The sequence below is a fragment of the Saccharothrix variisporea genome, assembly GCF_003634995.1.
Taxonomy (GTDB): Bacteria; Actinomycetota; Actinomycetes; order Mycobacteriales; family Pseudonocardiaceae; genus Actinosynnema; species Actinosynnema variisporeum.
This window is the reverse complement of sequence record NZ_RBXR01000001.1, coordinates 289,062-315,545: the sequence shown is the minus strand read 5'-3', so window position 1 is coordinate 315,545 and position 26,484 is coordinate 289,062. Positions and strand designations below refer to the sequence as shown.

Annotated in this window: 29 protein-coding genes; 6 read left to right on the top strand and 23 right to left on the bottom strand. The window is 70.1% G+C overall.

What is annotated here, in order from left to right:
• Nucleotides 1-12 precede the first annotated feature (12 nt).
• The 5 genes from DFJ66_RS01305 to DFJ66_RS01285 form a co-directional block, all read right to left on the bottom strand.
• Nucleotides 13-513 carry a hypothetical protein gene (locus DFJ66_RS01305; protein WP_121217143.1) on the bottom strand — a complete coding sequence of 167 codons (501 nt, stop codon included), beginning with the start codon at nt 511-513 and terminating at the stop codon, nt 13-15.
• A 1-nt stretch (nt 514) separates the two neighbouring features.
• Nucleotides 515-778 (bottom strand): hypothetical protein, encoded by a 264-nt coding sequence (locus tag DFJ66_RS01300; protein ID WP_121217141.1) that lies wholly within the window; start codon nt 776-778, stop codon nt 515-517.
• A gap of 26 nt (nt 779-804) precedes the next feature.
• Nucleotides 805-1,239, bottom strand: coding sequence for a phage tail fiber protein (locus tag DFJ66_RS01295; RefSeq protein ID WP_121217139.1), 435 nt, complete (start codon nt 1,237-1,239; stop codon nt 805-807).
• A gap of 252 nt (nt 1,240-1,491) precedes the next feature.
• Complete coding sequence (locus DFJ66_RS01290; protein ID WP_121217137.1) at nt 1,492-1,857, bottom strand: hypothetical protein; 366 nt, start codon at nt 1,855-1,857, stop codon at nt 1,492-1,494.
• Between the two features lie 81 nt (nt 1,858-1,938).
• On the bottom strand, nt 1,939-2,715 hold the full coding sequence (locus DFJ66_RS01285; protein WP_147459144.1) for a hypothetical protein: 777 nt from the start codon (nt 2,713-2,715) through the stop codon (nt 1,939-1,941).
• A gap of 829 nt (nt 2,716-3,544) precedes the next feature.
• Between DFJ66_RS01285 and DFJ66_RS45390 the strand changes: the two genes are divergently transcribed.
• The 3 genes from DFJ66_RS45390 to DFJ66_RS01260 all read left to right on the top strand — a co-directional run bounded on the left by DFJ66_RS45390 (nt 3,545) and on the right by DFJ66_RS01260 (nt 4,413).
• The gene (locus tag DFJ66_RS45390; protein ID WP_397556352.1) at nt 3,545-3,796 is read left to right on the top strand and encodes a helix-turn-helix domain-containing protein; all 252 of its coding nucleotides are present in this window, start codon (nt 3,545-3,547) and stop codon (nt 3,794-3,796) included.
• A complete protein-coding gene (locus tag DFJ66_RS01265; protein ID WP_121217129.1) occupies nt 3,793-4,110 on the top strand; it encodes a helix-turn-helix domain-containing protein in 318 nt (105 codons plus the stop codon). The genes DFJ66_RS45390 and DFJ66_RS01265 overlap by 4 nt, the downstream gene beginning before the upstream one ends.
• Nucleotides 4,111-4,200: 90 nt before the next feature.
• A complete protein-coding gene (locus DFJ66_RS01260; RefSeq protein WP_121217127.1) occupies nt 4,201-4,413 on the top strand; it encodes a helix-turn-helix domain-containing protein in 213 nt (70 codons plus the stop codon).
• Nucleotides 4,414-4,424: 11 nt separating this feature from the next.
• Here the strand turns inward: DFJ66_RS01260 and DFJ66_RS01255 are convergent, their stop codons facing one another.
• The 9 genes from DFJ66_RS01255 to DFJ66_RS01220 all read right to left on the bottom strand — a co-directional run bounded on the left by DFJ66_RS01255 (nt 4,425) and on the right by DFJ66_RS01220 (nt 10,006).
• The gene (locus tag DFJ66_RS01255; protein ID WP_147459142.1) at nt 4,425-4,925 is read right to left on the bottom strand and encodes a hypothetical protein; all 501 of its coding nucleotides are present in this window, start codon (nt 4,923-4,925) and stop codon (nt 4,425-4,427) included.
• On the bottom strand, nt 4,922-5,752 hold the full coding sequence (locus DFJ66_RS42065; protein ID WP_147459141.1) for a hypothetical protein: 831 nt from the start codon (nt 5,750-5,752) through the stop codon (nt 4,922-4,924). The genes DFJ66_RS01255 and DFJ66_RS42065 overlap by 4 nt, the downstream gene beginning before the upstream one ends.
• Nucleotides 5,749-6,288 (bottom strand): hypothetical protein, encoded by a 540-nt coding sequence (locus DFJ66_RS01250; RefSeq protein WP_121217123.1) that lies wholly within the window; start codon nt 6,286-6,288, stop codon nt 5,749-5,751. The genes DFJ66_RS42065 and DFJ66_RS01250 overlap by 4 nt, the downstream gene beginning before the upstream one ends.
• Complete coding sequence (locus DFJ66_RS01245; RefSeq protein ID WP_121217121.1) at nt 6,285-7,001, bottom strand: hypothetical protein; 717 nt, start codon at nt 6,999-7,001, stop codon at nt 6,285-6,287. The genes DFJ66_RS01250 and DFJ66_RS01245 overlap by 4 nt, the downstream gene beginning before the upstream one ends.
• Nucleotides 6,998-8,002 carry a phage antirepressor KilAC domain-containing protein gene (locus DFJ66_RS01240; RefSeq protein ID WP_121217119.1) on the bottom strand — a complete coding sequence of 335 codons (1,005 nt, stop codon included), beginning with the start codon at nt 8,000-8,002 and terminating at the stop codon, nt 6,998-7,000. The genes DFJ66_RS01245 and DFJ66_RS01240 overlap by 4 nt, the downstream gene beginning before the upstream one ends.
• Entirely contained in the window at nt 7,999-8,706 is a 708-nt protein-coding gene (locus DFJ66_RS01235; protein ID WP_147459140.1) for a helix-turn-helix domain-containing protein, read from the bottom strand. The genes DFJ66_RS01240 and DFJ66_RS01235 overlap by 4 nt, the downstream gene beginning before the upstream one ends.
• Nucleotides 8,703-9,035 (bottom strand): DUF6907 domain-containing protein, encoded by a 333-nt coding sequence (locus tag DFJ66_RS01230; RefSeq protein WP_121217116.1) that lies wholly within the window; start codon nt 9,033-9,035, stop codon nt 8,703-8,705. The genes DFJ66_RS01235 and DFJ66_RS01230 overlap by 4 nt, the downstream gene beginning before the upstream one ends.
• A complete protein-coding gene (locus tag DFJ66_RS01225; RefSeq protein WP_121217114.1) occupies nt 9,032-9,694 on the bottom strand; it encodes a hypothetical protein in 663 nt (220 codons plus the stop codon). Before DFJ66_RS01225 ends, DFJ66_RS01230 begins: the two co-directional genes overlap by 4 nt.
• Nucleotides 9,695-9,808: 114 nt before the next feature.
• Entirely contained in the window at nt 9,809-10,006 is a 198-nt protein-coding gene (locus DFJ66_RS01220) for a helix-turn-helix transcriptional regulator (protein WP_121217112.1), read from the bottom strand.
• A gap of 241 nt (nt 10,007-10,247) precedes the next feature.
• Here DFJ66_RS01220 and DFJ66_RS01215 point away from each other — a divergent pair, with 241 nt between their 5' ends.
• Together DFJ66_RS01215 and DFJ66_RS01210 are read left to right on the top strand one after the other, a co-directional pair.
• Nucleotides 10,248-11,090 carry a helix-turn-helix domain-containing protein gene (locus DFJ66_RS01215; RefSeq protein ID WP_121217110.1) on the top strand — a complete coding sequence of 281 codons (843 nt, stop codon included), beginning with the start codon at nt 10,248-10,250 and terminating at the stop codon, nt 11,088-11,090.
• 3 nt (nt 11,091-11,093) lie between these two features.
• Nucleotides 11,094-12,440 (top strand): tyrosine-type recombinase/integrase, encoded by a 1,347-nt coding sequence (locus tag DFJ66_RS01210; protein WP_121217108.1) that lies wholly within the window; start codon nt 11,094-11,096, stop codon nt 12,438-12,440.
• Nucleotides 12,441-12,558: 118 nt separating this feature from the next.
• On the opposite strand, the gene DFJ66_RS01205 is transcribed toward DFJ66_RS01210, so the two are convergent.
• Nucleotides 12,559-13,779 carry an acyl-CoA dehydrogenase family protein gene (locus DFJ66_RS01205; RefSeq protein WP_121217107.1) on the bottom strand — a complete coding sequence of 407 codons (1,221 nt, stop codon included), beginning with the start codon at nt 13,777-13,779 and terminating at the stop codon, nt 12,559-12,561.
• 18 nt (nt 13,780-13,797) lie between these two features.
• Nucleotides 13,798-15,087: an acyl-CoA dehydrogenase family protein gene (locus DFJ66_RS01200; RefSeq protein ID WP_121217105.1), complete on the bottom strand. Its 1,290-nt coding sequence runs from the start codon at nt 15,085-15,087 to the stop codon at nt 13,798-13,800.
• A gap of 160 nt (nt 15,088-15,247) precedes the next feature.
• On the opposite strand from DFJ66_RS01200, the gene DFJ66_RS01195 reads away from it, so the two are divergent.
• Nucleotides 15,248-16,207 carry a hypothetical protein gene (locus tag DFJ66_RS01195; protein WP_121217103.1) on the top strand — a complete coding sequence of 320 codons (960 nt, stop codon included), beginning with the start codon at nt 15,248-15,250 and terminating at the stop codon, nt 16,205-16,207.
• Nucleotides 16,208-16,231: 24 nt separating this feature from the next.
• On the opposite strand, the gene DFJ66_RS42395 is transcribed toward DFJ66_RS01195, so the two are convergent.
• The 7 genes from DFJ66_RS42395 to DFJ66_RS01160 all read right to left on the bottom strand — a co-directional run bounded on the left by DFJ66_RS42395 (nt 16,232) and on the right by DFJ66_RS01160 (nt 26,321).
• On the bottom strand, nt 16,232-19,243 hold the full coding sequence (locus DFJ66_RS42395) for an ATP-binding protein (RefSeq protein ID WP_121217101.1): 3,012 nt from the start codon (nt 19,241-19,243) through the stop codon (nt 16,232-16,234).
• Nucleotides 19,243-21,159 carry a S1 family peptidase gene (locus tag DFJ66_RS01185; RefSeq protein WP_121217099.1) on the bottom strand — a complete coding sequence of 639 codons (1,917 nt, stop codon included), beginning with the start codon at nt 21,157-21,159 and terminating at the stop codon, nt 19,243-19,245. Before DFJ66_RS01185 ends, DFJ66_RS42395 begins: the two co-directional genes overlap by 1 nt.
• A 4-nt stretch (nt 21,160-21,163) precedes the next feature.
• Nucleotides 21,164-22,321 carry a trypsin-like serine peptidase gene (locus tag DFJ66_RS01180; RefSeq protein WP_121217097.1) on the bottom strand — a complete coding sequence of 386 codons (1,158 nt, stop codon included), beginning with the start codon at nt 22,319-22,321 and terminating at the stop codon, nt 21,164-21,166.
• Nucleotides 22,318-23,397 carry a hypothetical protein gene (locus tag DFJ66_RS01175; RefSeq protein WP_121217095.1) on the bottom strand — a complete coding sequence of 360 codons (1,080 nt, stop codon included), beginning with the start codon at nt 23,395-23,397 and terminating at the stop codon, nt 22,318-22,320. The genes DFJ66_RS01180 and DFJ66_RS01175 overlap by 4 nt, the downstream gene beginning before the upstream one ends.
• 79 nt (nt 23,398-23,476) lie before the next feature.
• Entirely contained in the window at nt 23,477-24,250 is a 774-nt protein-coding gene (locus tag DFJ66_RS01170) for an ATP-binding cassette domain-containing protein (RefSeq protein ID WP_121217093.1), read from the bottom strand.
• Nucleotides 24,247-25,305, bottom strand: coding sequence for an ABC transporter permease (locus tag DFJ66_RS01165; RefSeq protein WP_246029508.1), 1,059 nt, complete (start codon nt 25,303-25,305; stop codon nt 24,247-24,249). Before DFJ66_RS01165 ends, DFJ66_RS01170 begins: the two co-directional genes overlap by 4 nt.
• Nucleotides 25,278-26,321 (bottom strand): sugar ABC transporter substrate-binding protein, encoded by a 1,044-nt coding sequence (locus tag DFJ66_RS01160; RefSeq protein ID WP_121217089.1) that lies wholly within the window; start codon nt 26,319-26,321, stop codon nt 25,278-25,280. Before DFJ66_RS01160 ends, DFJ66_RS01165 begins: the two co-directional genes overlap by 28 nt.
• Between the last annotated feature and the right edge of the window lie 163 nt (nt 26,322-26,484).

Here is a 26,484-nt window from a genome sequence, read left to right as displayed (position 1 = left end):
GCCGACCCCGCCTTACGTGTCGGAGTAGGTCAAGACCACCTTCTCGACGATCGCGTCACCGGTCATCGTGTCGCTGGCGTTGTTCGCGTCTCGCGCGAGTCGCAGCCACACACTGTCCCCGGAGGCGAGGGAGTCCAGGTTGGACACGGTGATGTCGACGCTGTGCAGCCTCTGCCCCGTGGTGCCGAGGTGGGTGTCGGTGGCCGTGTTGGCAGTCGCCAAGGCCTTCGTCTCGACGTCCTGCGTGTCGGTGTTGGCAGTGATCGCGGCAAGCTGCGCCTCCCACACCACGTCACCCGACGAAGCCGTGTCGGCGTACCAGAACACCCGCACGGTGACGTTGCCGCTGCCGTAGTTCGCCGCGTAGAACGACCAGAACACCGCCTCGTCCGTGGCCGCGTCGAACGCCAAGCCCACGACCGGGAAGTTCGAGCCGTTCTTCACCAGACCGGGGAAGGCCGAAGAGAGGAACTGGCCGTCTGCGGCGAGGAGCGTCTGGGTGACCGTCGCCATCTCAGTCCTCCTGCGCCCTCAGTCGACCCGCGCGCCGCATCGCCACGTAGCAGAACAGGAACGTCTTCTGCGCGAGCGTGGCGTTCGAGCGGAACGCGACCGGAAGCGCGTTGTTGTAGGAGGTCTGGTTGTCCTCGATCCACTGGTCCGTCGCGTCCACCGCGGCCTGAAGCTGCGCCTTGGTGACGCCGCCCAGCGTGCCTGGCCAGTCCCGCATGGACTGAGCCCAGACACGCAGCCGGTTCGTCGCGTCGAGCAACGCCATGTCGTCTCCCCCGACTGCCGTGTCTTCTAGTACGAGTCCGAAGGATCGCCCAGCTTCAGCACCAGGGCACCGGCCGCGAACGACGCCGTGTCGCCGGAGATCACCGGCTTGGCGGTGGTGAGCGCACCCCAGCACAGCAAGTTGCCGGCGCTGGACGCGTCGAACAGGCCGAAGTGGGTCATGTTCGAACCGCTCGACCACGTGGCTGTCGCGGTCGGGAAGGTCTTGGTGGCCGTGTTGGACTTCGTCGCCGGAGCAGTGCCCGTGGCGGCACCCCAGTCGGCTGCGGCTGTCGAGACGCGCGCGTAGGAGCCGCCGGACGGCTCGGTGAAGTTGCCGCCAGCCTCGGTCGGGGTGGTCGTCGACAGGCCGATGTACATGGTCGCGGGCGGCGTGTACGCCGGGTCCGTGAGGAAGTGGTCGAGCAGCGCCTGCTCGACGGTGTCGGTGAAGCCAGCCATGGTCTACGGCTCCTCGCTCGGCGTCGGCAACGGGATCGGCTCCCGGAACACCGGGCAGCGTTCAGTCATGCGGAGTGGGCGGGGACCGCACCAGTCGCCGTCATCAACCACCCCTGCTCATGCCCAGGCGTGTTGGCGTGTGATTTGACAGGCAGGGTGGGAAACGACGAAAGCCCCCGCCGAGATCATCGACTGGGGGCTCGGTGGACAGACGTGTCCTAGTGACTTCTACTCTACAGACGCGCCGATCTTCTACGCAACTCGGGGCGGCTCCGGCGCATCGCGTCGCGTGCGCTCCGACAGTGCCCGCTGAACGTCCGTGAGGGTGAACGAGCCGTCTGGATTGCGCGGCACGACGCCGCGGTTGGCCCACTGCCACAGCGTCCCGGCCTTCGCGCCGACCGCCTTCGCACATTGGGTGAGCGTCATCTTCTCGGCGTCGTCGGTCACCAGCGCAGGAGCGATCCAGTTCTCCCCCAGCGCCTCGGCAGCCCTGTCGAGTACCGCGCAGCGCTCAGGCGCCACGTCCATGAGCACTGCGCGGTAGCTGTGGGCAATCTGGGTTCGGCGTTGCAACGCAGTGTCGTTCGCGTTGGGCCACTTACGCTGCTTGATCAACGCACTCCCCCAGGCTTCGACCGCTCCACCTTCTACACTCGACACCTATAGTCGCCGTTTCCGCCGATGCGTCAAGTCGGGTCAGGCGGCCCCGGCGTCGTACCCCGCGAGCGGGTCGGTCCGCCGGCGGAACTCATCCCACTCCAGCGTCACGCCGCAATGCCCGCAATCAACGACATCCGCCCCGTCGACATGGGTCAGTGCCTGCACACCACACTCAGGACATGCCTCGCGGAGGCGGTACGTGCGGACGGTGACGCCGAGCAACCCTCGTGCACGCCGGTGCAGATCGGCCAAATCTAGGGCGCCCTCCACGCCGTCCTTGGTCACGGCCTCCCGCCGCCCGTCGTGGAACACGACTCTCGGGTGTGGCACTGCGCATGGCCCGCCGGTGTCTGCCCAATGGTCGCCGACGCACCGCGCGCGCCGGATGGTCGGCTCCGACTCCTTCGACCACTCCACCAGTTCGACGTCGCGCAAGTTCAGCAGTACGGGCAGCCGGTCCGCGAGCATGTGCACGCTCACGTCGAGCACCACCCCTGGCCGACTTCTTGCCACCGCCTGGGTGTCCCAGGCGACGCCGCTGACTGCGGCCACGGCCTCGGCCCACGTGGAAGCGATGTCGACCATTTCGGCTTGCAACGCCTCAACGCCCAGCCTCAACGGCGTCGGGAGTTCCCGCGAAGCGGACACTGCCTCGTCGCCCGACGATCCGCCCTTGCCGAGAACCAGCGCGAGGCGGACGTAGTCGCCTGGCAACTCCATGATCGCCTCGCGGATGCGGCGTTCGCACGTGAGGCATAGCGGTGCCGCACTGGCTCGAAGCCCGCCCAGGCGGAACCCTTCGACGATCTCCACCTCCGCGCACTGCTCTCCCCGGACACAGCGTTGGGGGTCCTGCTCCCAGCTCATCCCGCGCCCCTTTCTTCCTCGTTCGAGTGAAGGGTCACTACCCGAACGTCTCGATCGTCTCGAACGTCTCACCACGCACATCTGGGTGCCCGCATTCCGCCATCTTGAGGGGCTATGGGGGACTTGGTGACTACAGGCGAGGCTGCCAAGGCCATAGGCGTCGGTCGTGCAACGCTCGCGCGCTGGTGGGCTACCGGACTGGTGACGCCAGCGCTCGTCACAGCCGGCGGCCACGCTCGATGGGATGTGGATCGATTGCGTAGTGAGCTTGAAGGTATGCGGAGGCGAGACAAGTGACGCCCCCGCCACCGGCCCCGGAGATCGACGCATACGTCGCCCAGCTAGTCCGCGACGCGCCGCCGTTGTCGCCCGACCAGGCGGCCCGCATCATGATCCTCCTACGGCAAGATTCGGACGTTGTTCCTGCGAGTCCGTCTTCGACTGAGCGCGTAAGCCGCTCGACGGGTCCAGGCCGCCAGCCCACACTCGACGAGATCCGCAAGTGGCCTGCCGCAGTACAGGTGGCGCAGGCCGCCACGGCTCTCGGCGTGTCCCGCTCGCAGCTGTACGAGCAGATCCGGCGCGGAGTTGCACCCGTCAAGGTCATTGAGGTCGGAGCCCGACGCAAGGTCGTCGTCACAGCGTCCATCGTTCAACTCCTCAGCTAGTGAAGGCCACAGGCAACGTGACTTCGCCCGACCACCTCCATGAGCTTCGTCTCCACCTTCATGGCGCTGTGGACGCGCTAGTTGACTGGCTCTTGGCGACGCCGGTCATGGACAGACGAGCCACACAACCTGATGTACGTACGTTGCCCAATAGCTCACGGATCGGTCTCTCTCCTGTAAAGTTCGCCGAACTGACTGGGCTCAAGAGAGCCGCCGTCTACCGAGCGATCCAGGACGGCACGATCAATGCGGTCCTCTTCGGCAACCTCTACCGCATCCCGGCATCCGAAGTCGCCCGCCTGTTTGGCACGGATGTGCCTTCCCCTCACACCCCTTCACCACAAGGGCGCAACTCGTGATCCAGCCGTCGAAGGACGAAGCGCTCCCCCGCCTCCACACCGCCCAGGAGGTCGCCGATGCCCTCGGCGTCAGTAAATGGTGGGTCAAGGACCGGGCACGCCGCCAGGAGATCCCTACCGTGAAGGTCGGTGGCACCTACAGGTTCACGACCCGGCACTACGCCGACATCGTGGCGCAGTTCGAGCAGCAGCCACGGGCGGCTGGGGAGAAGACCATTCCTCGCCGCCGCCGACGATCGGTCCCGCCGTCCGAACCAGCCACGGTCCTCCTTCAAGCCCGCACGCCCCGTCGTCGTCGACAGAGCGGCGGTTGATCGAGTTGAACCGCGCAGACCCCTCGACGCACCCGTACGCGTTGCCGGTTGCCTCTGGATGAGACAGGCAGTGAAGCAGATGGTGCACGCATGAACGAGTGGCTCACCGTCGACCTCGTCGCCCAGCGCGTCAACCGGCACAAGGTCACAGTGCGGCGTGCCCTGGAGTCCGGAGAGATGCACGGCCACCAGACCGGCCGCGGCGGCCGTTGGTCGGTCGCCGCAGCAGCGATTGATGCCTGGGTTCAGGGGATCGACGGGGTCGACGCATGCGGTTGCGCGAAGGCGCGCGGCGTGCCGTAGTTGACTGACCCTCACGATGTCGTCTCATCGCGGTAGCGCGCATACGCCTGCGCCGTGTCACTCCTGTCGTCGAGACCGAACAGCTGCGGCACGTCAGGGGTCTGCTCGCGGTCGATGGCCAGAAGATTACCGATCGCCTCTTCGAGACCGGCCGGAACTGCGATCTCGTCACCAGTCAGCTCACGCTCGAGGAGCGCGACAAGGCGCCGACGGCCTCGATCAGTCCGGAAGCGCCGAAGCTGTTCGTACCGCCACCGGGTGCGAAGCCGCTTCTTCTCACGGCGGTCGACATGGGACTCCTCGCCGAGGAGACGAGCAGCCTCTCGCGGCGTGATGCCCGTTAGATCGTCGTCCCGCATCGCGGCTATCTCCTCGGAGGTGGCACCCATCTGCTTTGCCACGTGCCCCTTGCGAGTCGAGGACCGGTCAGCTTTGCGAGGTACCGGTGCCGCGCCGCCCATGCCGAACGGGTGGGTGCCTGGACGCGGTGGCTTTGGACTGTCGGTCGTCATGCAACCTCCAAGTCTCGATTGTGATGTTGTTCTGCCCACCGACGAGCATGAGCGCGGATCTCCTCCAAGGCCACATCAAGCTCTTCGGCACTTGGGTGCGGGTAGTTCTCGACCCATGCCCGGATGCGTCGCCCGGCTGGGTGCTGCTCGCGGCCGTGCGGCGTACCGTCGTAATCCCAGCCGCCGCCGTCGAGGACCGGCAGGGCACCGCCACACTCGGTGACCACGGAGCACCACACAGCGGTCAGTCGCCGAGTCAGGGTCTTCGGGTCCTCGCCGACGAGGTCCTTCCCTTTGAGGCCGGCTCGCGCGCCAGCGCGAGCCCCCACGGGAGGTGCACTCTTTTGATCTTTGCCAGTCTTCTTGGTGGTCTTCTTGGGTTGGTCTTCTGTATCTATCCCCCGACTATCCGGCGACGGGTTTTCCGTGGATGGAGCGACCTGCGGCGATGTGGTGTTTCCGCTGGTCGCGTCCATTGACGGGTTTTCGGGGGATGGTGACGGCAGCGGCGAGCCGATCGGGTCACGTGTCACGCTCCATGTCCACCGCCATGTCCCGCGACTGTCACGCTTGCGGTCACGCCGCAGGTAACCCTTCTGCTCCAGTCCGCGAAGGGCGCTGCTGACCGCCTCGCGGCCCTCCGTCACCGACCGGTCGAGCTGCTGGCGACTCATCCGCCACCCGCTCGACAAGCTGATGAGGTGCAGCAGCAACACCCGCTCCAGCGCACGCAGCGGGGTGGGCAGGCGCCCGCGCAGGAGGTCGTTGCTCACGATCGTGAACCGCTCCTCCGGCGCGGGCACCTGCTGAACGAGGAACTCGCTCACGCCAGTCCCACCGACGTTTCGGAAGGGTTGTCCCCAGGGGAGTCCCTCAGGGAGTCACGCGCTTGTCCCGCGGGACGCGACTCACCTACCTGCGGTTCCTTCGAAAAAAGGCCCTCGGGTGACGTCGTCGTAACCGAGTTACCGGGCCGGTTACCCGATGCTTCGGCGCTCGCCGAAGCATCCCGCTCCCGCTGCCGCTGGCGGGCCTTGCGTTCGCGGGCCGCGACCCGATGCGGATTTTCCGTCCGATCGGACGGATTGGCCTCAGCGGCACGCTCACGCAGCCACGCCACCGCCGCAGTCTGGGCGCGCATCCACAGCGGACACGGCCACCCTTGGTTGTAGGTCGTGTCGCCGTGCTGGTCTTGGCAGCCGATCGCCTCACAGTCGCCGTTCTCGTCCGGGCGGTGGTAGGTGTGGACGTCGTCGACCAAGGCGATGACGGCAGGGAGGAACGGACCTGGGTACTCGTGCCGGGCGTCTCGCATCAACTGCAACAGGCCGTCGAGGTCGGCCATCGTGAAGATGTCGCTCACGCGTCACCCTCCTCACGCACCACCGTCAGCCCGGTGGTTCCGAGCGCGTCGGCCACCAGGTCGTCATGCCATTCCTTCGCCCGCTCGCCGTTCTCCGAGGTCTCGTCGCCGCCGAGCGCCGCCGTGGCGAACCGGTAGACGTCCCAGTTGCGCGGCTCCTCGCCGGGGACAGCTTGTCCCTCGCCCGTGGTGACCTCGGTCGGCCAGTGGTCGACCAGCTTCAGGGCGGGGGTGCTGGGCTTGATGAAGTACGGCGTGACGGAATCCGGGAACCCGCCGGGGTCGCGGTCGTACCCCATGTGCTCGATGACCGCGGCGTAGTTCGCGATGTCGAAGTCGGGTTCGGTGTGCAGCCGGTCGAGGCGGTGCACGTCGTGCCACGACCACCACCCGGCTTCGTTCTCGTCCTGCACCCAGGCGCCGTACGTGTGGGTCGTCAGCACTTCGGCGGGGCAAAACTCCCCGGAGCCCCACTCGCTGGTGCGGACCGTGTCCCCCGGCTGGATCTTCTGGTGGTTGCGGCCGAACCACAGGTGGACGAACGCGTAGGCCATGAACCCGGCCTCGGCCTTCACCTTCTCGACCAGGTCGCGCGCGGTCTGCGAGCCCCACGCGTTGCCCTCGTTGAACGCCATGTGCTGGTAGTGGGCCACGGCGCTGATGAGGTCTTCCAGCTCACCGCGCGAGATGAGCAGGTTCTCCGAGTCGGTCATGCCGCATCCTTCGGGTAGTTGATGTGCTGGCCACGCGGGGGACGCCGGTAGTCGGCGAACACGTCGGGCCTGTTCTTCTTCAGCGACCCGCACAGCGGGCACGTGCCGCACTCGAACACGTGGCGGCGCAGCAGCCGCCGAATACCGTCCACACCCTTCGTGGTGACCCGCCGGTCGAACTGCTTCCACGCGGGCAGGCGGTTGTTGCGCTCCGACTCCGAGTAGGGCGCGAAGCGGAACCAGTGCTTGTAGTCCGCGTACGGCCGGTTGTGCCGTTCCCCCTCACGGCGCTCACCGCGGCCGGTGAAGTAGACGTCGGTGTAGGTCACCTTGCGCTCACGCAGGTACTCGCCGAGCAGGTTCGGCCCGACGCCGAGCACGTCGCAGGCGTTGGTCCACTTCACCGTGCCGTCCTTCTCCAGCAAGTGCCGGTAGCCGGCGGCTTCCTCGTCCAGGTCGGCGATCTCGGCGGCCTGCTGCTCGATCTGCCGGGCCTGCGCCTCGTTCTGCTCGACCTGGTCGGCCAGCGCCCGGAGAGCGTCCGCGTAGGATTGCGGGAGGGCGAGTACAGGCGCGGCGGTTTCGTAGCCGTCTTGCACCGCGTCACGAACCCGGCGCGCGACGGGCGAGTCACGCAGCAGCAGGCCGACCCGGACCAGCGCCCGGCGGTCGAACACGGCCAGATGCGGGGTACGCGGGTCCATCGAACTCAGGGACAACATGTCCCTGAGTTCCGGACCGGAGAGCAACCGGAAGCCGTTGGCCTCCAGCTCCTCGCGGTTGCGCTGGACCAGCTTCTTGACGGCGTCGATGGTGACCTCGTAGTAGGTGGCCACGTGGTCGGTCGTCAGGTGCAGACCGTCCGGCAGCATCTGGAGCGCCTTCACCTTGTCCAGGACGTCAACCCGGTCGCCGTACCGGTCCCGATCAGCGCGAGCCGCGGGGTCGGTCAAGTCCGAGCGCCCACCCGGCGAGTAGTCGAACAAGTCGACGGCCGTCACTCGGCACCACCCCTCGTCCGCCCCGCCCCCGCGCGGCGCAGCAACTCCTTCCTGATCTGACGCAACACCGACATGGACTTGTCGAGCGCCTGCGCCCACTGCTCGGCACGCTCCGCGTCGAGGGCGGCGAAGTCGGCGGGGATGATCAGGGACTCGAAGTGGTCACACAGGTCCCGCACCGTCGTGACGGTCGCTTCGATGGCGTCCTGCGCCGTGCGGCCCCTACCGAAGCGGCGATCGGGCGTAGGGGCGGGAGGCTCGCCAGCTGCGGGCTTCGTGCCGTCACGGACGACCGACTCGGTGGTGGAGTCGACGGCCTCCCCGGGTTGCGTGGAGTAGGTCTTTCCGTTCAGGCCCGTCACGACAGTCGGCTCTACTGTCGGATTTCCGACACTTCGGATGTCGGTCACCACGGTGTCGTGATGCACGCCCAGAGCAGCCCCGATCGCCCTCGTGGACAGGCCCTCACCGCGCAGGCTCGCCACGATCTCCCGGCGCTGGTGCAGGGACAACTTCAGCCGCCGCTCCCCGAACTCGGCGGTCACGTAGCTGGCCCACGAGTCATAGCCGAGCGTCGTCCAGTCGCGCCGGTGGTACGCCGCCGCGATGTCCCCCTGCAACGCGGCCATCGCCTCGATCCCCGCGCGGATGCGCTCCGCACGAGCCACCGCCTCGTCCCGTGTGGACACCATCGGTCCGCTCATCGCGCCCCCCTCCTGATCTCCGATAGCAGCGCGGCGGCAGCCTCCAACTGGTCGGCCAGCATCCGACACCGCGCCGCCAGGCGACGCGCCCCACCCGCGGACAACTCGAACTCCTCAAGCCGGCCCTCGCACACGATTGACGGCAACTCCGCGTACAGCCCCTCGGAGGTCGACTCGAACAGCGCGATCAGCCCCACCCGGAACGTGGCGCTCGGTGCGGTCAACGACCGCTCGTGCAACGTGCTCGTGGCGTCGATCGAGGTGTGCCGTCCGCTGCACCAAGGCGGGCACACCGTGTGCGCGGCGGCCTTCCCCGTGGTGGTCGTCATCGCACACCGCCCTGCTGCCGCGCCAGCCAGGTCTCCGCGCCGACCTCATCCAGCTCGACGAGCGTCGCCTTCAACGTCGACACCATGCGGGCGAGGTCTGCGGCGCTTACCTCCCGGCCGCGGAAGAACGTGCGCTCCTTCCCGAGCAGGGCCTTGCCGTCTTCGCCGATCCATTCCCGGGCCTGCACAACGAGGCAACCGTCCCCGAGCGGGTCGGCCTGGTGCACGCGGACGGGAAGGGAGTCGGCGCCCCTCGGGATGAACGGGTGTCCCGGCGGCTCGCTGCACCACAACGGGCAGGGCCACACCATCCCCTCCGCGAGCTGCGCCGCCTCGACCAGCCGGGCCGCCAGCTCGCGGGCCTGCTTCCCCGTCATCTCGGCGTGGAGCTCCGACTCGTCGTCACCGGGCACCCCGACGAACATGACCACCTCGGCGAGCCGCTCGCCGCCCGGGTTGATCTGCCGGCCGACCGCCCTCAGAACCACCGGCTCGTTGGCCAAGGTGGTGGGAACTCGGCCTGCGGGCTGCTCGGACCAGCAGTTCTCGTCGGGGTGGCGGGTCGAGCCGTCGTGCTCGATGCAGCGGGGGAGGCACTCGAACGCCCGTTCGGTGGCGGCCTCGGGCGCTGATCTGCCACACTGTGCGGTGTCGGTCATTGGGTCACCTATCCTCTTGATCTGACGTTCCGACCCGTCCCGGTGGGCAAGACCGAGGGCGGGTCATTTTGCGTTCGGACTGTTGCTGGGCATGGGCGCTGACCTGCCCTCTTGTTACGCGGCGGGGTCGTTCATCCGCCTGTCCATCCACGCCTTGAGCGCGGACTCGGTCACGCGGAGCCGCCGGCCCACGCGCCGAAAGTCGGGACCGTCCGAGCCGATCGCGCGCCAATATCTGAGCGTCGCCTCGGGGATGCCCGTCTGCTCCGACACCTCGCTGAGCGTGAGCAGTCGCTCGACCGTGTGACTCACGGGGCCTCCCTTGGGTGGAACCGTCGTCCACCTTCCTTCCGAAAGCTACACATAGCTACCACTAGCCGCAAGCGACGGCAGCAACATTGGGTACCAGATGGGGCCTTTCGGCACGAACTCACCCACGAGGGTGATGCCTACCTGGTAGGTTGCCACGCTCGCGACACGATCAACCGCAAGGAGCTACCCAAAGCTACCTACAACGTTGGACATCGCTTGTCGTTGTTGGCACCATGGGCGCATGACGACCGACGACGTCCACAACGTCGCCCCCACCGACACCCCGTCACCACAGGATGAAGGGTGGGACTGGGCTGACGACGGCAGCGTGGTCGTGGCTGACGGCGCCACAGAGAAGCCCTATTACCAAGACCTCGGTCGAGTCATTGAGCAGGCGCGATCCCGGCGGGGATGGACAGCCCAACAGACCGCGAAACGAGCCGGGATCTCGTACAAGACTTATCTGCGCATCGAGCACGGCGAGCCTGTGAGGAATGCCACGCTGATGAAGCTCGATGCGCTATTCGGCCTGAAACCGGGTACGGCGCTGGACGCATGGCAACGCAACGATGATCGGGAGCTTGAAGCAGCTCTCACACCACATCCAGTCAACCCTGGCGTGGGGATCACCGATGAGGAACTAGCGAAGCTGATTGCGAGCCTCCCAAAGCCATCCGACATGAGCCCGTCCGCTCGCATGCTCCTACTTAAACACGCGCTCGATGCTGTCATCGATGTAGCCGACCCGCTACATCGGCAGCGGACCGTTTATGAAATTCTCGTTGTGCTCGTCAACCTCCTAGCGAGCGACAATTTGAGCGCGGCCGAGCACATGCTCAGCGTAGCGAAGGAGGTACGCCAATGGGAATCGCGCGTCGGTATGCCGCCTTTCGCACTGAGCTTCCAACCCGACCCCGCCAAGTATGCCAAGGTGATCGACCCATGGTCGGAATACCAGTATGGGGAATTTGAAGTCAGGGTCAGCGCCGGGAAACTTTCCGACCTGACGGCCGACGAGGCGCAGGAAGTGGTGCGCAAGATGCGTGAAGACGAACAGGACGCCGGCAAAGATGCGAGAGAGTGACTGATGGGATTCACGAAAGACCTGTGGACCACTCCGGAGAAGCCGGCTTCCATCGTTGCCGAGCGGACCGCCGAGGCTGGCGAGAAGTGTCGGTGTGGCAAGCCTGCGGTGAAGGTGTGCACCGTCAAGGGCGGTGTCGAGGTGGCGTGGTGCGGCGAGAACAAGCGCATCCCGAACGCCCGGCACGGCAAGGGCAAGCGGTGGCTGGCAGTGTGGCACGACCCCGACGGGAACGAGAAGACCAAGGCGTTCGCAAAGAAGACGCCGGCGGACCTGCATTGGCAGGCCCAGGAAACGGACGTCGAGCGCGGCGAGTACCACGACCCGAAGGCGGGCAAGGAGACGTTCGACAGCTACTACCCCAAGTGGAGGAAGTCCCGGAAGCGAGACCCGGCGACTCTCGCCAAGTACGACAGCGTCTACCGCCTGCACGTGAAGCCGGTGTTCGGGCACCGGTCGGTGAAGGGCATCAAGGCGTCGCAGGTCTCGGCGTTCCAGACGGAACTGGGCGAGAGGTTCGGCCCGTCGACCGTTGCAACCGCCCGGCTCGTCATGGTGGGTGTGCTGGAGTTGGCCACGGCGGACGAGGCGATCAAGAAGAATCCCGCTAAGAGCCCAATCGTCCAGCGGGTGCAGGCCGACCCCGGAGAGCGGAAGATCCAGGCGTGGGCCGACGACGTGGTCTTCGCCGTGATCGACGGCCACCCGGACTACCTCCGGGCGATGCCGACGCTCAGCGCATCGTGCGGGCTGCGTGAGGGCGAAGCGTTCGGATTCGCCCTGGAGGACATCAACTTCAGCGCCGAGGTCGTCCACATCCGGCGCCAGATCAAGAAGCTCGGGCCGAACTACGTCTTCGCCCTGCCCAAGAACGACCGGGAGCGTACGGTCCCCCTGTCTCCAGGTGGCGCACAGGCTCTACGCGAGCACATCCGGAAGTACCCGCCCCAGCCGCTCACGCTTCCGTGGGAGAAGGTCGACGGCGCCCCAGTCACACACCAGATCCTGTTCCGCTGGTTCGACGGCGGCCACGTCACGTCACGGGCGTACTCAGAGTCGGCGTGGAAGCCAGCCCTCGCCAAAGCGAAGGTGATCCCCCAGCCCGAGAAGGACAGTCGCGGGCGCAAGCGCTACAAGACCACCCGCCGCGAGGGCACCCACCAGCTCCGCCACTACTTCGCCAGCGTAATGCTGGCCGACGGCGTGAACATCGCCGAGCTGGCCGTGATGATGGGCCACCACGACCCGGCCTACACGCTGAAGATCTACGTCCACATGTTGCCCGACTCCCACGCGCGGGCGCGGAGCGCCATGAACGCGCGCATGTTCCGCCCGCGTGCCGTCGGATGACGGAGCACCGGAGTCGGACGGAACATGGACGGAACACGGGTGTGGACGGCGATCTTGGCCGTCGCCTCGGTTCAGCTCCCACCCGACCGGAGCCGAACCGAGACGACGCCTCTACCTGCTACTTCAGCTCGGCCGACGACTTCCCCAACAACCGCCGAGCCACGATGAGCTGCTGGATCTGCTGCGTGCCCTCGAAGATGTCGAGGATCTTCGAGTCGCGCGCCCACTTCTCCAGCAGGGACGTCTCGCTGTACCCGGTGCTGCCGGCCAGTTCCACGCAGCCCAGGGTGACGTCCGACCCGGTCCGCCCCGCCTTCGCCTTGGCCATCGAGGCCTGCAACGAGTTCGGCTTGCGGTTGTCGGCCATCCACGCCGCCTGGAGTGCCAGGAGGTAGGCGGCCTCCCAGTCGGCCTCCAGCTTCAGGAACTTCGCGGCGGCGGCGTGCTGGGCGTTGGCCGGGCGGTCGTAGTCGACCTCCACGCCCGCCTCGGCCAGCACCCGCCGGGTCTCCTCCAGCGCCGCCCGCGCCACGCCGACGGCCATCGCGGCCACCAGCGGTCGGGTGTTGTCGAAGGTCTGCATGACGCCGGCGAAGCCCTGCTCGGTGTTGATCTCCGGGCTGCCCAGCAGGTTGTCCTTGTGCACGCGCACGTTGTCCAGGCGGAAGTGCGCGGTGTCCGAGGCGCGGATGCCCAGCTTGTGCTCCAGGCGCACCAGCTCGAACCCCGGCGTGTCCCGGTCGACCACGAACGACTTGATCGCGGCCTTGCCCAGCGACCGGTCCAGCGTCGCCCACACCACCACGCAGTCCGCGCGCTCACCGGCGGTGACGAAGATCTTCTCGCCGTTGAGCACGTAGTAGTCGCCGTCGCGCACGGCCGTGGTCCGGATGGCACCCGAGTCCGACCCGGTGTCCGGCTCGGTGATCGCCATCGCGGCCCACTTGCCCTGGTAGCGCTTGAGCTGCTCGTCGTTGGCCACCGACGCGATGGCCGCGTTGCCCAGGCCTTGGCGGGGCATGCTCAGCAGCAGGCCGACGTCACCCCAGCACATCTCGATCGTGCCCAGCAGGAGCTGGAGGTTGGAGCCGTTCCTGTTGCCCTGCTTGGACTTGTCCGCGCCCTTGTCCGAGCCGCCGCGCCGCACGCCGCCCGCGCTGGCCCCCTGACCGGCGGCGGACAGGCCGTCCAGCAGGGCCGCCAGCATGTCCAGTTCCTTGGGGTAGGTGTGCTCGGCCTCGTCGTACTTGCGCGAGTTGGGCCGCAGGAACTCCGCCGCCGCCTGGTGGGCCTGGTCGACGAGCTGCTCGAACTTCTTCGGAACTTCCAGGTTGATCATGATCGCCTCTCCGCCCCGTCAGACGAGGACAACGCCTTCGGCCAGCCCGACCGCACGCAGGTCCCGGTACCAGCGCTCCACCGGGTGCTCCTTGACGAACCCGTGCCCGCCCAGCAGCTGCACGCCGTCCAGGCCGATCTTCATGCCCTTGTCCGCGCACAGCGCCCGCGCCAGCGCGGTCTCCCGGGCGAACGGCTTGCCCTGCTCGGCACGACCGGCCGCGCGGTAGGTGACCAGCCGCATGCCCTCCAGCTCGATCGCGATGTCGGCCACGGAGAACGCCACGCCCTGCCGGTGGCTGATCGGCTCACCGAACGCGACCCGGTCGTTGACGTACGGGATCACGTAGTCCAGCACGGCCTGCCCGGTGCCGATGGCCAGCGCACACCACCCGAGCCGCGACAGCCGCACGCAGTCCGCGTAGGAGTTCTCGTCGCCGAGCAACGCGGAGGCCGGCAGGGTGACGTCGTCCAGGTGCAACCGCCCCATGCTCGCCGCGCGCAGCCCCATCCCCGGGTCGGCCTCGACGGTCAACCCCGGCGTGCTCGACTCCACCAGGAACAGCACCGGGCCGCGACCGGCGAGGTCGGCGGCCACCACGAACAGCTCGGCCTTGGCCGCGTTGGGCACCAACGCCTTCACACCGTTGAGGACGAACCCGCCGCCGGACCGGTGCGCCTTGGTCCGCAGGGCGAACGGGTCGAACAGGGCGTGCGGCTCCTGGACCGCCAGCGCCGCCGCAGGGACGTCGTCCCCGGTGAACGCGGGCAGGTACGTCGACTGCTGCCCCGCGTCACCCCACAACGTCAACGCGGTGCTCACCGCGGCCGGCGCGAGACAGGCCACTGCCAGCCCCATGTCCCCGTGCGCCAACGCCTCGGCGATCAACACGCCGCTGACCGCGGACCGCTCACTGCCCGCACCGCCGAGCTCCTCGGGCACGCCGACCAGGCTGACGCCCAGCTCGTTCATCGCTCCGAGCACCTCGGCCGGCGCGGCACACGCGGTGTCCGCGTCCGCCGCCACCGGCCGGAGCTGCTCGGCGGCGAACTCGCGCAGCATCTCGACCATCATCTGCTGCTCGTCGGTGGGCGTGATGTCGAACAGCCCCTGCTCGGTCCGGTGGGGCAGCCGAGCCGGCTTGCCGAGCTTCTGCACCGCACCGAACGACCGCCCGGCCGCCGCAACGGTCCGGAACCCGCTCCGAGTCGCCTCGTACACCCCGCGCTCGACCGGCTTGCGCAACTTGAACCGGTCCAGCACCTCCGAAGCGGCAACCCGGTTGAGGACGGCCAACGCCACCCCCATCGGATCCCGCCGACCCTGCCCCGCAGTACCAGCCACCGCGACACCCCTGTTCGACACCGACGCTATCTACCCCAGAGTAACCTACTCGGGAGTAGATACGGGAGCCCTGTGGCAGACTCGAGGCGACCGGTGGACGCCTCGTCACGCGCGGGGAGGGCGAGTGGCCAAGCCGCGCACGGCCTTGCTGCTGGTGAGCATCACCATCCCCTTCGTCGTGCTGCTGGGGTCGTTCGGGCTCTACCTCTACGCCGTCGGCTCGCTGGGCGGTGTCGAAGGCGAGGACATCGGCTACCTCGCCGGGGAGGCGACCGTCCGGACGTGCCCGTCGACCGACTGCGCGGCCAGCGGCGTCTACCCGCCCGGCCGGCAGATCGCCATCGTCGGGCGGACGACCGGGCAGGTGGTCGGCGACTCCGACCAGTGGGTCGAGTTCGCCTACGGTGACGCGACGAGGTTCGTGCACGGTTCTTTCGTCCGTGCGGCCACCGTCGACAACGAACGCACCTTCTGGCTCTTCGTCAACCTCGTGGCGGCAGGCGGCGTCGCCGGCCTGATGGTGGCGATGAACTCCCGCCGCGCCCAGGTCCTGGTGGCGCGGCACGTGCGACTCGCGGACGCGGTGCTCGCCGGGGTCGTCCTCGCGTTCGGTGTCGGCGCTTGCCTGGTCGGGTTCGTCTACGCCCGCCTCGACGGCAAGTCCTCGACGGGGTTCCTCGGCGACGCGTTCACCAACATCGGGGCCGGGTTCGTGGGCGCGGCCGTCACCTTCGCCCTCTTCCAGACCCTGCTCAGCAAGCGGAGCGTCGACCCGAACCGGATCGGCGAGCTGACCCGCCGCCTCGACGCCCTGGAGCGACGCCCCGCCGAACCACCACCGGCGCACCCGGAACCACCACCGGACCAGCCCGAGCCACGACCCGGCCGCCCCGAGCCACCGCGAGCCCACGCCGAACCACCGCCGGCCCACGCCGTGCCACGACCCGACCGCCCCGAGCCACCGCCGGACCGTCCCGCGGTCCGGTCGGCGCGCGCCTTCAGCCCCGGTGTGGTCGTCGCGATCGCGGCGGTGGCCTTGGCGGTCCTGCGATCGGCCTGGACCCGCGCGGCTCGCCGCCGTTGACGCGGGGACCCGGTGCTCACCCGGTCAACCGGGACAGCAGCACCTCGTGCGCCCGGTCCCACGCCTCGAACGCCTCCCGCACGTCCCGAACGAGCCCCGACTCCGGGCACCGCGCGTGCAGCCCCGCCAGGAACGGTCCCAACACGCCCGACCGGTCCACGTACTCGACCACCTGCACGACCACCGCACGCTCGACCGCCGCCGACAACGCGTCGGGGTGGAAGTCCCGAGGCGGCACCGGCAGCACCTCGCCCGCCACTTCCGCCACCGCCCGCACCCCCAGCCGATCGGCCACCGCCCCCGCCGCCAACCGCACCGCCGGACGCAACTCCGGGTTGTCCCCCGCAGCACGGGCACCAAGTCCGGCGTCACCCGCTCCGGCGACACCACCGCCCGCGGCCACGTCCGCGCGAACCGCGCGGACCACTCCCCCAACAGCTCGTCACTGCGCAACGACCACGGCGGCACCGCCGCGATCTCCTCCGCGAGGCCCCGCCCCTCCCCCGACGCCGGCCCGCCCACCAACGCAGACCACCCGCGCAACCACTCCGGATCCGGCCGGAACAACCCGCTCAAGCCGTGCAGCGCGCACGACTCCCCCGCCGCCACCCGCACCAACGCCCGACGCAGCTCGTCCACCGGGTACAGGTCGCGCTTCCCCACCCCCACACCCGGCACCCGCCCCCGCAACAACACCAGGAACCCGCCGCCGTTCTCGAGGAACGACTCCCCCACCGCTCCCCGGTCGAAGGAGACCAGATCAGCCGGATCGTGCGAGGCCAACGCGTTGATCAGCGCATACCGGTCCACGCGCGCACCTCCACCGACGCGCCGGACCGCGGGCCAGTAGTGCCGCCACCGCGCCGCATCGCAACAGGCCCGCGCCAGCCACTCCGGTTCGACCACGTCCCCCCGACGCCGCAACCGTTCCTCGAACAACCGCACCGCGTGCTCAGCCGCCCCATCCGCCAGCAACCGCACCCCGTGGCCGGCCACCCACCGGTTCCACACCTCCGCGGGCAGCTCCAACGCCTCCTCGTCACCCAGGTCGTCGCCGCGCAGCGCCCGCAACTGCGCCGCCACCCGCGGGTGGAAGTCCGCGACCCCCGCCGGCGGCCGGTCCCCGCCCACCACCGGCACCACCGACCGACGCCCGTCCTCCAGCATCAGCAGGTGGTACAGGGCCTCGGCGCGGGCCGCGTCCTCCCCCAACACCGGGTCCCGACCCGACCGGTACCACTCGGCGGCGGCCCGGTGGACGGCCCGCACCCGGTCCGCGTGCGCCGGGTCGCCGGACATCATGCGCAGCACCGCCCGCCGCACCTCCGGGTGGTGCCGCAACCCGTCGGCCGACGCTCCGACCAGCCACACCTCGTCGCCCAGCAGCTCCACGAGACGGTGTTCCTCGCCTTCCGCGAGCCCGAGCGCGCAGTGCGGCGCCAGGACGTGCCGGACCAGTTCCGGGGTCACCCGGCGCAGCACCAGCCCGGGGTGGGCGAGCCGCCGCACGCGGTCGTCGCGGATGTGGGACAGGAACCGGTCGTACAGCACGGCGGCACGGAGCTCGTGCTCCAGCCCGGGGTGGGGCTCGTGCGCGGTGGCCACGAACCGGCGGCGTTCCGCCCGGGACAGCTTGCGGTAGAAGCGGGCCGCCACGCGCAGCGCCAGCGGGTTGCCGCCGACCGCGCCGGCCAGCGCCTCCGCCGCCTCCCGGTCCACGCCGAACGCGGTGATCACGCGCACGGCCGCCGAGGCGTCCAACTCCCCCAGTTCCAACGGCGGCACCACCACCAGGTCGTCCATGGTGGACACGGGCGCCCGACCGGACACCACGACCCGCAGCCCCGCCAAGCCCATCTCGTGCCGCAGCCGCCAGATCCACTCCTGGATGTGCCGCTCGGGGTCGTTCCACCGCCCGCGCCGCACGTCGGACAACGGCCGGTCGCGCTGCCACTCCTCGAACGTGTCCAGCACCAGCACCACGGTCCGCCGCCCGAGGTCGTGCAGGTCGACCAGCACCCGGGCCTCGGCCTCGAAGCCGGTCGCCGTGCGCACGTCGGTCTCCACCGACTCCACGGCCAGGTCGGTGCGCACCTGCCGCCGCTCCTCCCGGGCCTGGTGGCGCAGCGCGGAGAAGTCGGCGGCGGCGATCGGCGCGGCCCAGCCCAGCTGGCGGGTGACCTCGAAGGACAGCTCCAGCTCGGCGTTGACCCGGAACACCACCCGGTCGAAGTCGATCACGACCACGACCGGCCCGCCGTCGTCGGACTCGCCGTCCAACTGACGGTCCAGGTGGGGTTCGACCAGGGCGGCCAGCAGCGTCGACTTGCCCGCGCCACCCACCCCGGTCACCGGGAGCACCGGCACCGGCCCGGCCCGGTCGACGGGCGCGGCCACGAACTGCCGCAGCACCTCCAGTTCGCGGTCCCGGCCGTGGACGCCCATGTCGAGCAGGGTCGCGTAGCTGTCCCGGACGGCCATCAAGCCCGCCCGCCGCCGGGCCTCCGCCAGGTACCCCTGCCGGCCGCCCAGCGGCGCGACCCACGTCAACGCCTGGAGGACCGCGCGGTCGTCCCGCTTCTCGCGGGCGAAAGTCCGGAACAACGACCGCGCGCCGTTCCCGCCCACCGCCGCCAACTCGCGCAACGTCCGCCCGGCCTCGTCCGTGGGCACCGAAGCGACCTCGGCCAACGCCGCCGCCACCGCACCTTCGGCGGCCAGCCGGACCAATGTCTGCTCGCGCGGCCCGCTGCGCATGGTCCACCGCCAGTCGCCGCCGACCAACGCCCGGTCGAAGTCGATCGCCACGACGTCCAGCACCCGTTCGGCCTCGTCGGCGGGCATCCCGCGCACCAGGTCGCGAGGCGCGACGGCACCGGACAGCGCCGCCCGCGTCCGCACCGCCCGCACCACGTCCTCGGCGACCGGTGGCGGGGGCGGGGGTGCCAGCCGCTGCACCAAAGCCCGCCGCTCGGCCTCGGACCGCCCGGCCAGGAACGCCTCGACCAGCCGCTGTTCCTCCGGCGCGGTGGACATCACGCCACCTCCCGGGCCTTGAGCATGGCCCGGATCAGCTCGATCGCGCGGGACGCGGCCCGGTAGCCGGTCAGGTTCTCCGCACTCGCCCGCCCCAGCGCGAACTCCGCGAAGGCCACGTCGTCCGGCCCGGGTTTCCCGCCCGGCCCGACCAGCGCGCAGGCGACGTCCTCGGCGGTGGGCGGCTTGAGGTCCTCGACCGACAGGGCGAACCGCTCCGGCGGGGTCTGCTGCCACGACACCATGACCAGCCGCACGGTCCGGTAGTCCGGCAGCGCCCCGATCAGGCTGAGCAGCAGGTTGTCGATCCCGTGCTGGTCGCTGACCCGGGCCCGGTCGAACCCCTCGAACACCAGCCACACCGCGCGGCTGCCGCCCACGCCGTCGAGCACCGCGCCCAGCCGGGGCGCGATCCCGTCGCGCACCCGGCTCTGCCCGGTGGTCACCGGCGCGCCGCACGCCACGTCCAGCCCGGCGGACAGCGCGCCCGCGATGTGCTCGGCGAACCCGGCGGCGTCGGTGCCCAGCGCGTTGGCCACGTCCAGCGACACCACCACGCCGTCGCTGTAGCGGCGCACGTACTCCCCCACCAGCCGCTTGGTGAACCGCAGCCCGGTGCCCGGCTCGCCGCGCACGACCAGCAGCCGGTCCTCGGCGGGCGCACCCTCGCGCAACGCCCGCCACAACCGCTCTTGCGTGCCGCGCCGGCCCACCACCCGGCGGGGACCGGCCGGTCCGCCGACCTCCTGGAGGTAGGGCACGACGTCCTCCAGCTCGTCGAGCTTGGCCAACCACCGGCACACCGGCACGGCCCGGTTGCGCGCCTGCGCCAGCACGCCCGCCGCGTCGCCGACCGCCTGGAGGGTCCGACCGCCGCCCTGGTGCAGGGCCACCACGCGCCACTCGTCGTCGAACACCGGGGCACCCGACGAGCCGGCGACGGTGTTGGCGTCGTGCAGGTACCGCACGGCGGGCGCGCCCAACTGCTCGTCCAACCGCCCGATGGACCACAGCAGCGGCTCGGCGGTGCCGCTGGCGCGGCCCGGGTGGTGCAGGACGTGCACGGGGAACGGGTCGGCCGGCGGCTGCGTGCTCAGGCGGGTCCGGCGGTCCACCCGGCGCGGCTGCGCGAGCCGGATCAACGCCAGGTCCCACGGGCCGTCGGCGTCGGTGATCCCGGCGATGTCCCGGACGTCCTCCAGCCCCAACCGTTCCGACGCCGTGGGCAGGCTGCACCACGCCAGCCACTGCGCGTGCAGCTCCGCGACCTCCCCTTGGAACACCCGCACCTCGTCGGAACCCCGCACCGCCTGCAACCCGCCGGCACCGCGCGGTTCACCGGCCGGGGCCGGCAGGTAGTCCTCGGCGTACCCGAAGGTCAGCCGCAACGCCTCCCGGCTCCCTGGCAGGGCCGCCATCACCCCGCCGTCCAAGCGCACCAACGCCTGCACGACGTGCGCCGCGGTGGCCACCAGGGTGGGCCGCACCAGCACCCCCGTGCCCCGGTGCTCGCCGTCGACGTCGATGCGGCACACCCGGTCGCAGCTGTCCAGGAACCGACGTGCCGACACCAGCGCGCTCTTGGGCGTGAAGTCGCCGTTGACGAAGGACTGGAGGTTGAACGCGGTCGCCCCCAGCAGCGCGGTCAGCCGCTCCTCGAACCCCGGCAGCACCAGCTCGCCGTTGATCAGGTCGATCGCCAGCCGGCGCAGCAGCCCGCGCCGCTCGGCGATGGTCAGCGCCTCGGCCGCGAACTCCAGCGGGTCGGCCCCGGTGTCGCGGCGCAGGTGGATGGCGTGGGCCAGCCGCAGCGGCTCCCACACGCGGTCGACCAGGACGGGGTCGTCCAGCTTGACCGCGTGCGCCAGCGCGACCACCTCCGGGTCCCAGCGATTCTCGTCCACCGGCGCGGCCACCGCGCTACACCCCCAGCGCCGCGTCCAGGTCGGCGGTGATCCGCTCGGCCGCGTGCGCCCAGTTCTCCCGCAGGTGGTTGCCCGCGAAGTGCAGGCCCAGCACCGACCGGCCGTCGCCGTCCAGGTCGACCAGCGCCGACCCGGAGTTGCCGCCCAGCGTGCTGGTGTCGTGGGTGAGGATCCAGCCCTTCGGGTCGTGGTCCACCTCGCCCGGACCGGCCATGATCGCGCCCGGCGCGAGCCGCTTGAAGCTGCGCACGCCCGCGAAGATCTTCGCGAACAGGTCCGGCGAGGTCGAGCCGCCGGGGTAGCCGACCAGGTAGGTCCCGCGCCCGCGGGTGGCCAGGCCGCCGCGGCTGACCGGGTCGTCGCCGCGCGCCACCCGCACCGGGGCGGGGAAGGGCCTGCCGGGCACGGGTTCCAGCTCCAGGATCGCGAGGTCCAGGCCGCCGAAGTTCAGGTCCGGGAAGTCGGGGTGCCGGGTGCCCGCGCCGCCCTCGCGCCCGACCGCGACGACCCGGCGGATCGGGAACCGCCGCTCGGGCAGCGGACCGCCCACCTCGTGTCCGAAGTGGACGGACACACCGGTCTTGAGCCGCCCCTGGAACCGGCCGTCCGCGCGCACGCCGCCGGGCGCGATCGCCTGCAGCACGTGGAAGTTCGTCGCCACCAGGCCGTCGCCGACGACCCACGCGGTGCCCTGGTAGCCCAGCGTGGCCTCGGGCGACGGGTCGTCCACCCGGCCGACCGACCGGCACACGTCCCGCACCGCGTCCGACACGCGCGACAGGGACGCGGCGAACAGCCCCAGCGACGGGGTCTGGAGGTCCACGAAGTCGTCCTCCACGAACACCACGGGCCGCGACCCGTCCGCCCGCACCACCGCCTCCAGCCCGGACAGCTCCGGCCCGCCCAGGGACGCGTCGGCGCCGTCGCCGTAGAGCCTGCTGACAGCCTCGTTCGCGTTGTCCAGCAGGGCGCGCTTGGCGTCCTCGTCGGCCTGGACCCCGGTCTTCTTCTCCACCCAGGCGATCTCGGCCCTCAGCTTGTCCAGCAGCTCCGGCTTGGGCGGCGGGGTGCCGGGCGCGGCCCCGGCGGACTCCAGCCGCGCCGCACCGCGGCCCTGGCCCAGCAGGTGGAGGTAGTTCCTGGCGTCGGTCATGGCGTCACCCGCAGTCGTCTGCCGATCTTGCCGGTCATCGTGGCGGTGCCGGCCGCCGCGCCGGCCGCCACGAGGCGGTTGTCGGCGAGGCGCAGCACCAGGTACGTGATGCTCACGTCGGCGGTCACCGATACGTCGTCGCGACCGAAGGGCCGGTCGTTGACCAGCTGGGTGGTCGAGCCGGCCACGCCCTTCACCAGCACCACGTACTCCACCGAGTTGTCGTGCAACGCCTCCCGCAGGCACGCGTCGGCCCACGGCGAGCGGGTGGCGTGCTCCGGAACGGCCGCGATCGCGGCGGTGAAGGCGTCCACCGAGGCGACGAACGACCGCAGCCGACCGGCCGCCGGGTCGTCGCCGAGCTGGTCGGCGCGCTCGGCGATGCCGTCCCGCTTGGCGGTCAGGTCGGTGAGCGCCTGTTCCAGGCGGGTCGCGGCCGGCATCCGGAAGGCGTCGTGCAGCACCCGGACCTTCGCGGCCACCAGCTTGCCGATCACGGTCGCGGCGCACGCCAGGTCGTCGACGGGCGCGGCGGACGTGGTCAGGGACCGCTTGGGCGAGGCGAGACTCATCAGGGCGGGCACGGCCTGCGCCACGACCGACCCGAGCGCGAGTGCGGCGGGCGACTCCTCTGCTCTGGGCTGCGCGGGGGCCAGCAACCGCTCGGCGGTCCGCGTCAGGTGCTCCAGACCGGAGAGCACCGACCGGCGCGAGGCCTCCCCACCGGCCAGGTCCACGTCGTCGGTGATCAGCACGGCCCCCGTGGGCTGGAGGCGCTCGACAACCCCCACGACCTCGCCGGCGGCGTCCTCCACCGCCCGCAGGGCGAGCGCGCTGCCCCGAACGGCATGGTCACCGGCCACCGAGGTGGTGCCGAGCTGGACCTTGGACAGGTCGGGGACGAGCGCGGCCCACTGGTCCCGCCGGTTCTTCTCCCGCCACTGGACCAGTTCCTCCGCGGCCCGGTCGGCGGCGGTCTCCGCGGCTCGGGCGTCGGCTTCCGCCTTCTTCGCTTCGGCGGCCTTCTTCGCGGTGTCCGGGTCGGTCCCGTCGCGGGCTTGGATGCTGGTGGACATGGCGAGGACCTCCTGCCGTCACCCCGGTCCTCGCCACCCCCACTCGCCGTATTACCTTTGGCCGAACATGTTCACCCGTTCAGGCGATAGTCTCGGGCGGCTCCATGGCACCCGTCATGATCGCGACCGCGTCGGACATGGACACGGACTTCGGGTCCACCACGGCCTTGCGGCGGCCGAGTCGCTGGATGTGGATGCGGTCGGCCACCTCGAACACGTGGGGCATGTTGTGGCTGATCAGGATCACCGGCAGCCCCCGGTCGCGAACCTGGAGCACCAGGTCGAGCACCGCGCGGGACTCCCGGACGCCCAGTGCCGCCGTCGGCTCGTCCATGATCACCACCCGGCTGCCGAACGCCGCCGCCCGCGCCACGGCCACGGCCTGGCGCTGCCCGCCGGACAGGGTCTCGACGGCCTGGCCGGGGTTCTGGATGGTCATGATGCCCAGCGCGTCGAGCTGGCGGCGGGCCTCCTCGCGCATCCCGGACCGGTCGAGCATCCGGAACACCGAGCCGAGCACGCCCTTGCGCCGGCGTTCGCGGCCCAGGAACAGGTTCGCGGCGATGTCCAGCGACGGCGACACCGCCAGCGACTGGTGCACGGTCTCGATCCCCGCCCGCCGGGCGTCGATCGGGTTGGTGAACGACACCGGTTGCCCGTCCACCAGGATCTCGCCCTCGTCCGGGACCAGCGCCCCGGACAGCGCCTTGATCAGGCTCGACTTGCCCGCGCCGTTGTCGCCGATCACCGCCAGGATCTCGCCGGGCAGCAGCTCCAGGTCCGCGCCGGCCAGCGCGGTGACCCGGCCGTAGCGCTTGACCAGGCCGCGGGCCTCCAACACCGGTGTGGTCATGCCTTCACCTTCCGGATCCACTGGTCCAGCGAGACGGCGACGATGATCAGCACGCCCACGGCCATCGTCTGCCACAGCACGTCCACGCCGGCCAGGGCGAGGCCGTTGCGGAACACGCCGACGATCAGCGCGCCCAGCAGCGAGCCGACGATCGCGCCGCGCCCGCCGAACAGCGAGGTGCCGCCGATGACGACCGCGGTGATGGAGTCGAGGTTGTCCAGCTGACCGGCCTGCGGGCTGGCGGAGGCGATGCGGCCGATGAGGATCCACGCGGCCAGCGCGTACATCAGGCCGGCGGTGGCGTAGACGCTGAGCAGGACCCGGCCGGTGCGGATGCCGGACAGGCGGGCGGCTTCGGCGTCGTCGCCGGTGGCGTAGACGTGCCGGCCCCACGCGGTGTTCTTCAACGCGAAGGCCATCGCGGCGACCAGCAGCACCATCATGATCGAGCCGTAGGTGATGCGGGTGCCGCCCACGGTGAACGTCTGGCCGGTCCACAGCAGCAGCTTCGGCATGTCCGTGCCGCGGATGGTGGCGCTGGAGGAGTACCAGAGGTTCAGCGCGAAGAACACGTTGAGCGTGCCGAGGGTGACGATGAACGGCGGCAGCTTGAGCCGGGTCACCAGCAGGCCGTTGAGCAGCCCGCACAGCGTGCCGACCAGGAAGCCCAGCAGCAGCGCGGGCACGCCCGGCAGGCCGGTGTCGGCGGCGACCTTGGCCATCACGATCGAGGTCAGCACCATGATCGCGCCGCAGGACAGGTCGATGCCGGCGGTGAGGATGACGATCGTCTGGCCGACCGCGAGCGTCCCGACGACGGCGACCTGTTGCAGGATCAGGGAGATGTTGCCCGGGGTCAGGAAGCGCTCGGACAGCAGGGCGAACACGACCACCGCGACCAGCAGCACCACGGCCGGGCCGATGGTGGCCTGGGCGTGCAGCAGGTGCTGGAGGCGGACCAGCGGGGACCGGTGGGTCTCCGGCGCGCTCACGGGGTCGGGTTTGGACAGGGTGGTGGACATGCGCCTCAGCCCCAGCAGTTCTGCAGGCCCCACGCGGAGTCCTTCGACTCCACGCCCTCGGCCGCCTGGTCGGTGATCAGGGTGACGCCGGTGTCGACGAAGTCCTTGCCGGCGGTGTTCTGCGGCTTGGTGCCGTCCTTGGCGAACTTCGCGATGGCCTCGACGCCCAGTTGCGCCATCTTCAGCGGGTACTGCTGGGCGGTCGCGCCGATGATCCCGGCCTTGACGTTCTGCACGCCGGGGCAGCCGCCGTCCACCGAGACGATGGTGACGTCCTTCTCCTTGCCCGCCGCCTTCAACGCCTCGTACGCGCCGGCCGCCGCGGGCTCGTTGATCGTGTAGACCAGGTTGATGCCCGGGTCCTTCTGGAGCAGGTTCTCCATCGCGGTCCGGCCGCCGGACGGGTCGCCGTCGGTGACGTCGTGGCCGACGATGCGCGGGTCGGACTCGTCGCCGATCTTCTTCTTGTCCTTGACGTCCACGCCGAAGCCCTCCAGGAAGCCCTGGTCGCGCTGGACGTCCACGGAGACCTGGTTGGGGTTGAGGTCGAGCAGGGCGATCTTGGCCTGCTTGCCCTCCTTGGCGAACTTCGCCTTGGCCCACTGCCCGATCAGCTTGCCCGCCTGGTAGTTGTCGGTGGCGAAGGTGGCGTCGGCGGCGTTCCCCGGCTCCAGCTGGGTGTCCAGGGCGATGACCAGCAGACCCGCCTGCCGCGCCTTGTCCACCGAGGGCACGATCGCCTTGGAGTCGTTGGGCGTGATGAGGATGCCCTTGGCGCCCGCGCCGATCAGGTTCTCGATCGCGTCCACCTGGGACTGGTTGTCGCCGTCCTGCTTGCCCGCGAAGGACTGCACGGTCGCGCCGGTCGAGCCGGCCGCCTGCTGCGCGCCCTCCTTCATCTTCACGAAGAACGGGTTGGTGTCGGTCTTGGTGACCAGCCCGACGAGGGTGCCGCCCCCGCCGGCGGACCCGCCACCGTCCCCGCACGCGACCAGCGCCAGCAGAGCCGCCGAGGCCAGCGCCGCGCGCTTGGCGGTCGAACGCGCCATGTCTCCTCCTACGTCAACGTTGACGTAACCAGCCGTGGGAACTGACCAGGGCAAATGTGGACTGGTTACGAGATCGGGGCTTCCCTTGAGTCATCGTTGACGCTAGCTTCGTGGCCGAAGTCACGACAAGTTGCCGTTACGCAAGCGTTACCCCGGGGTGGAG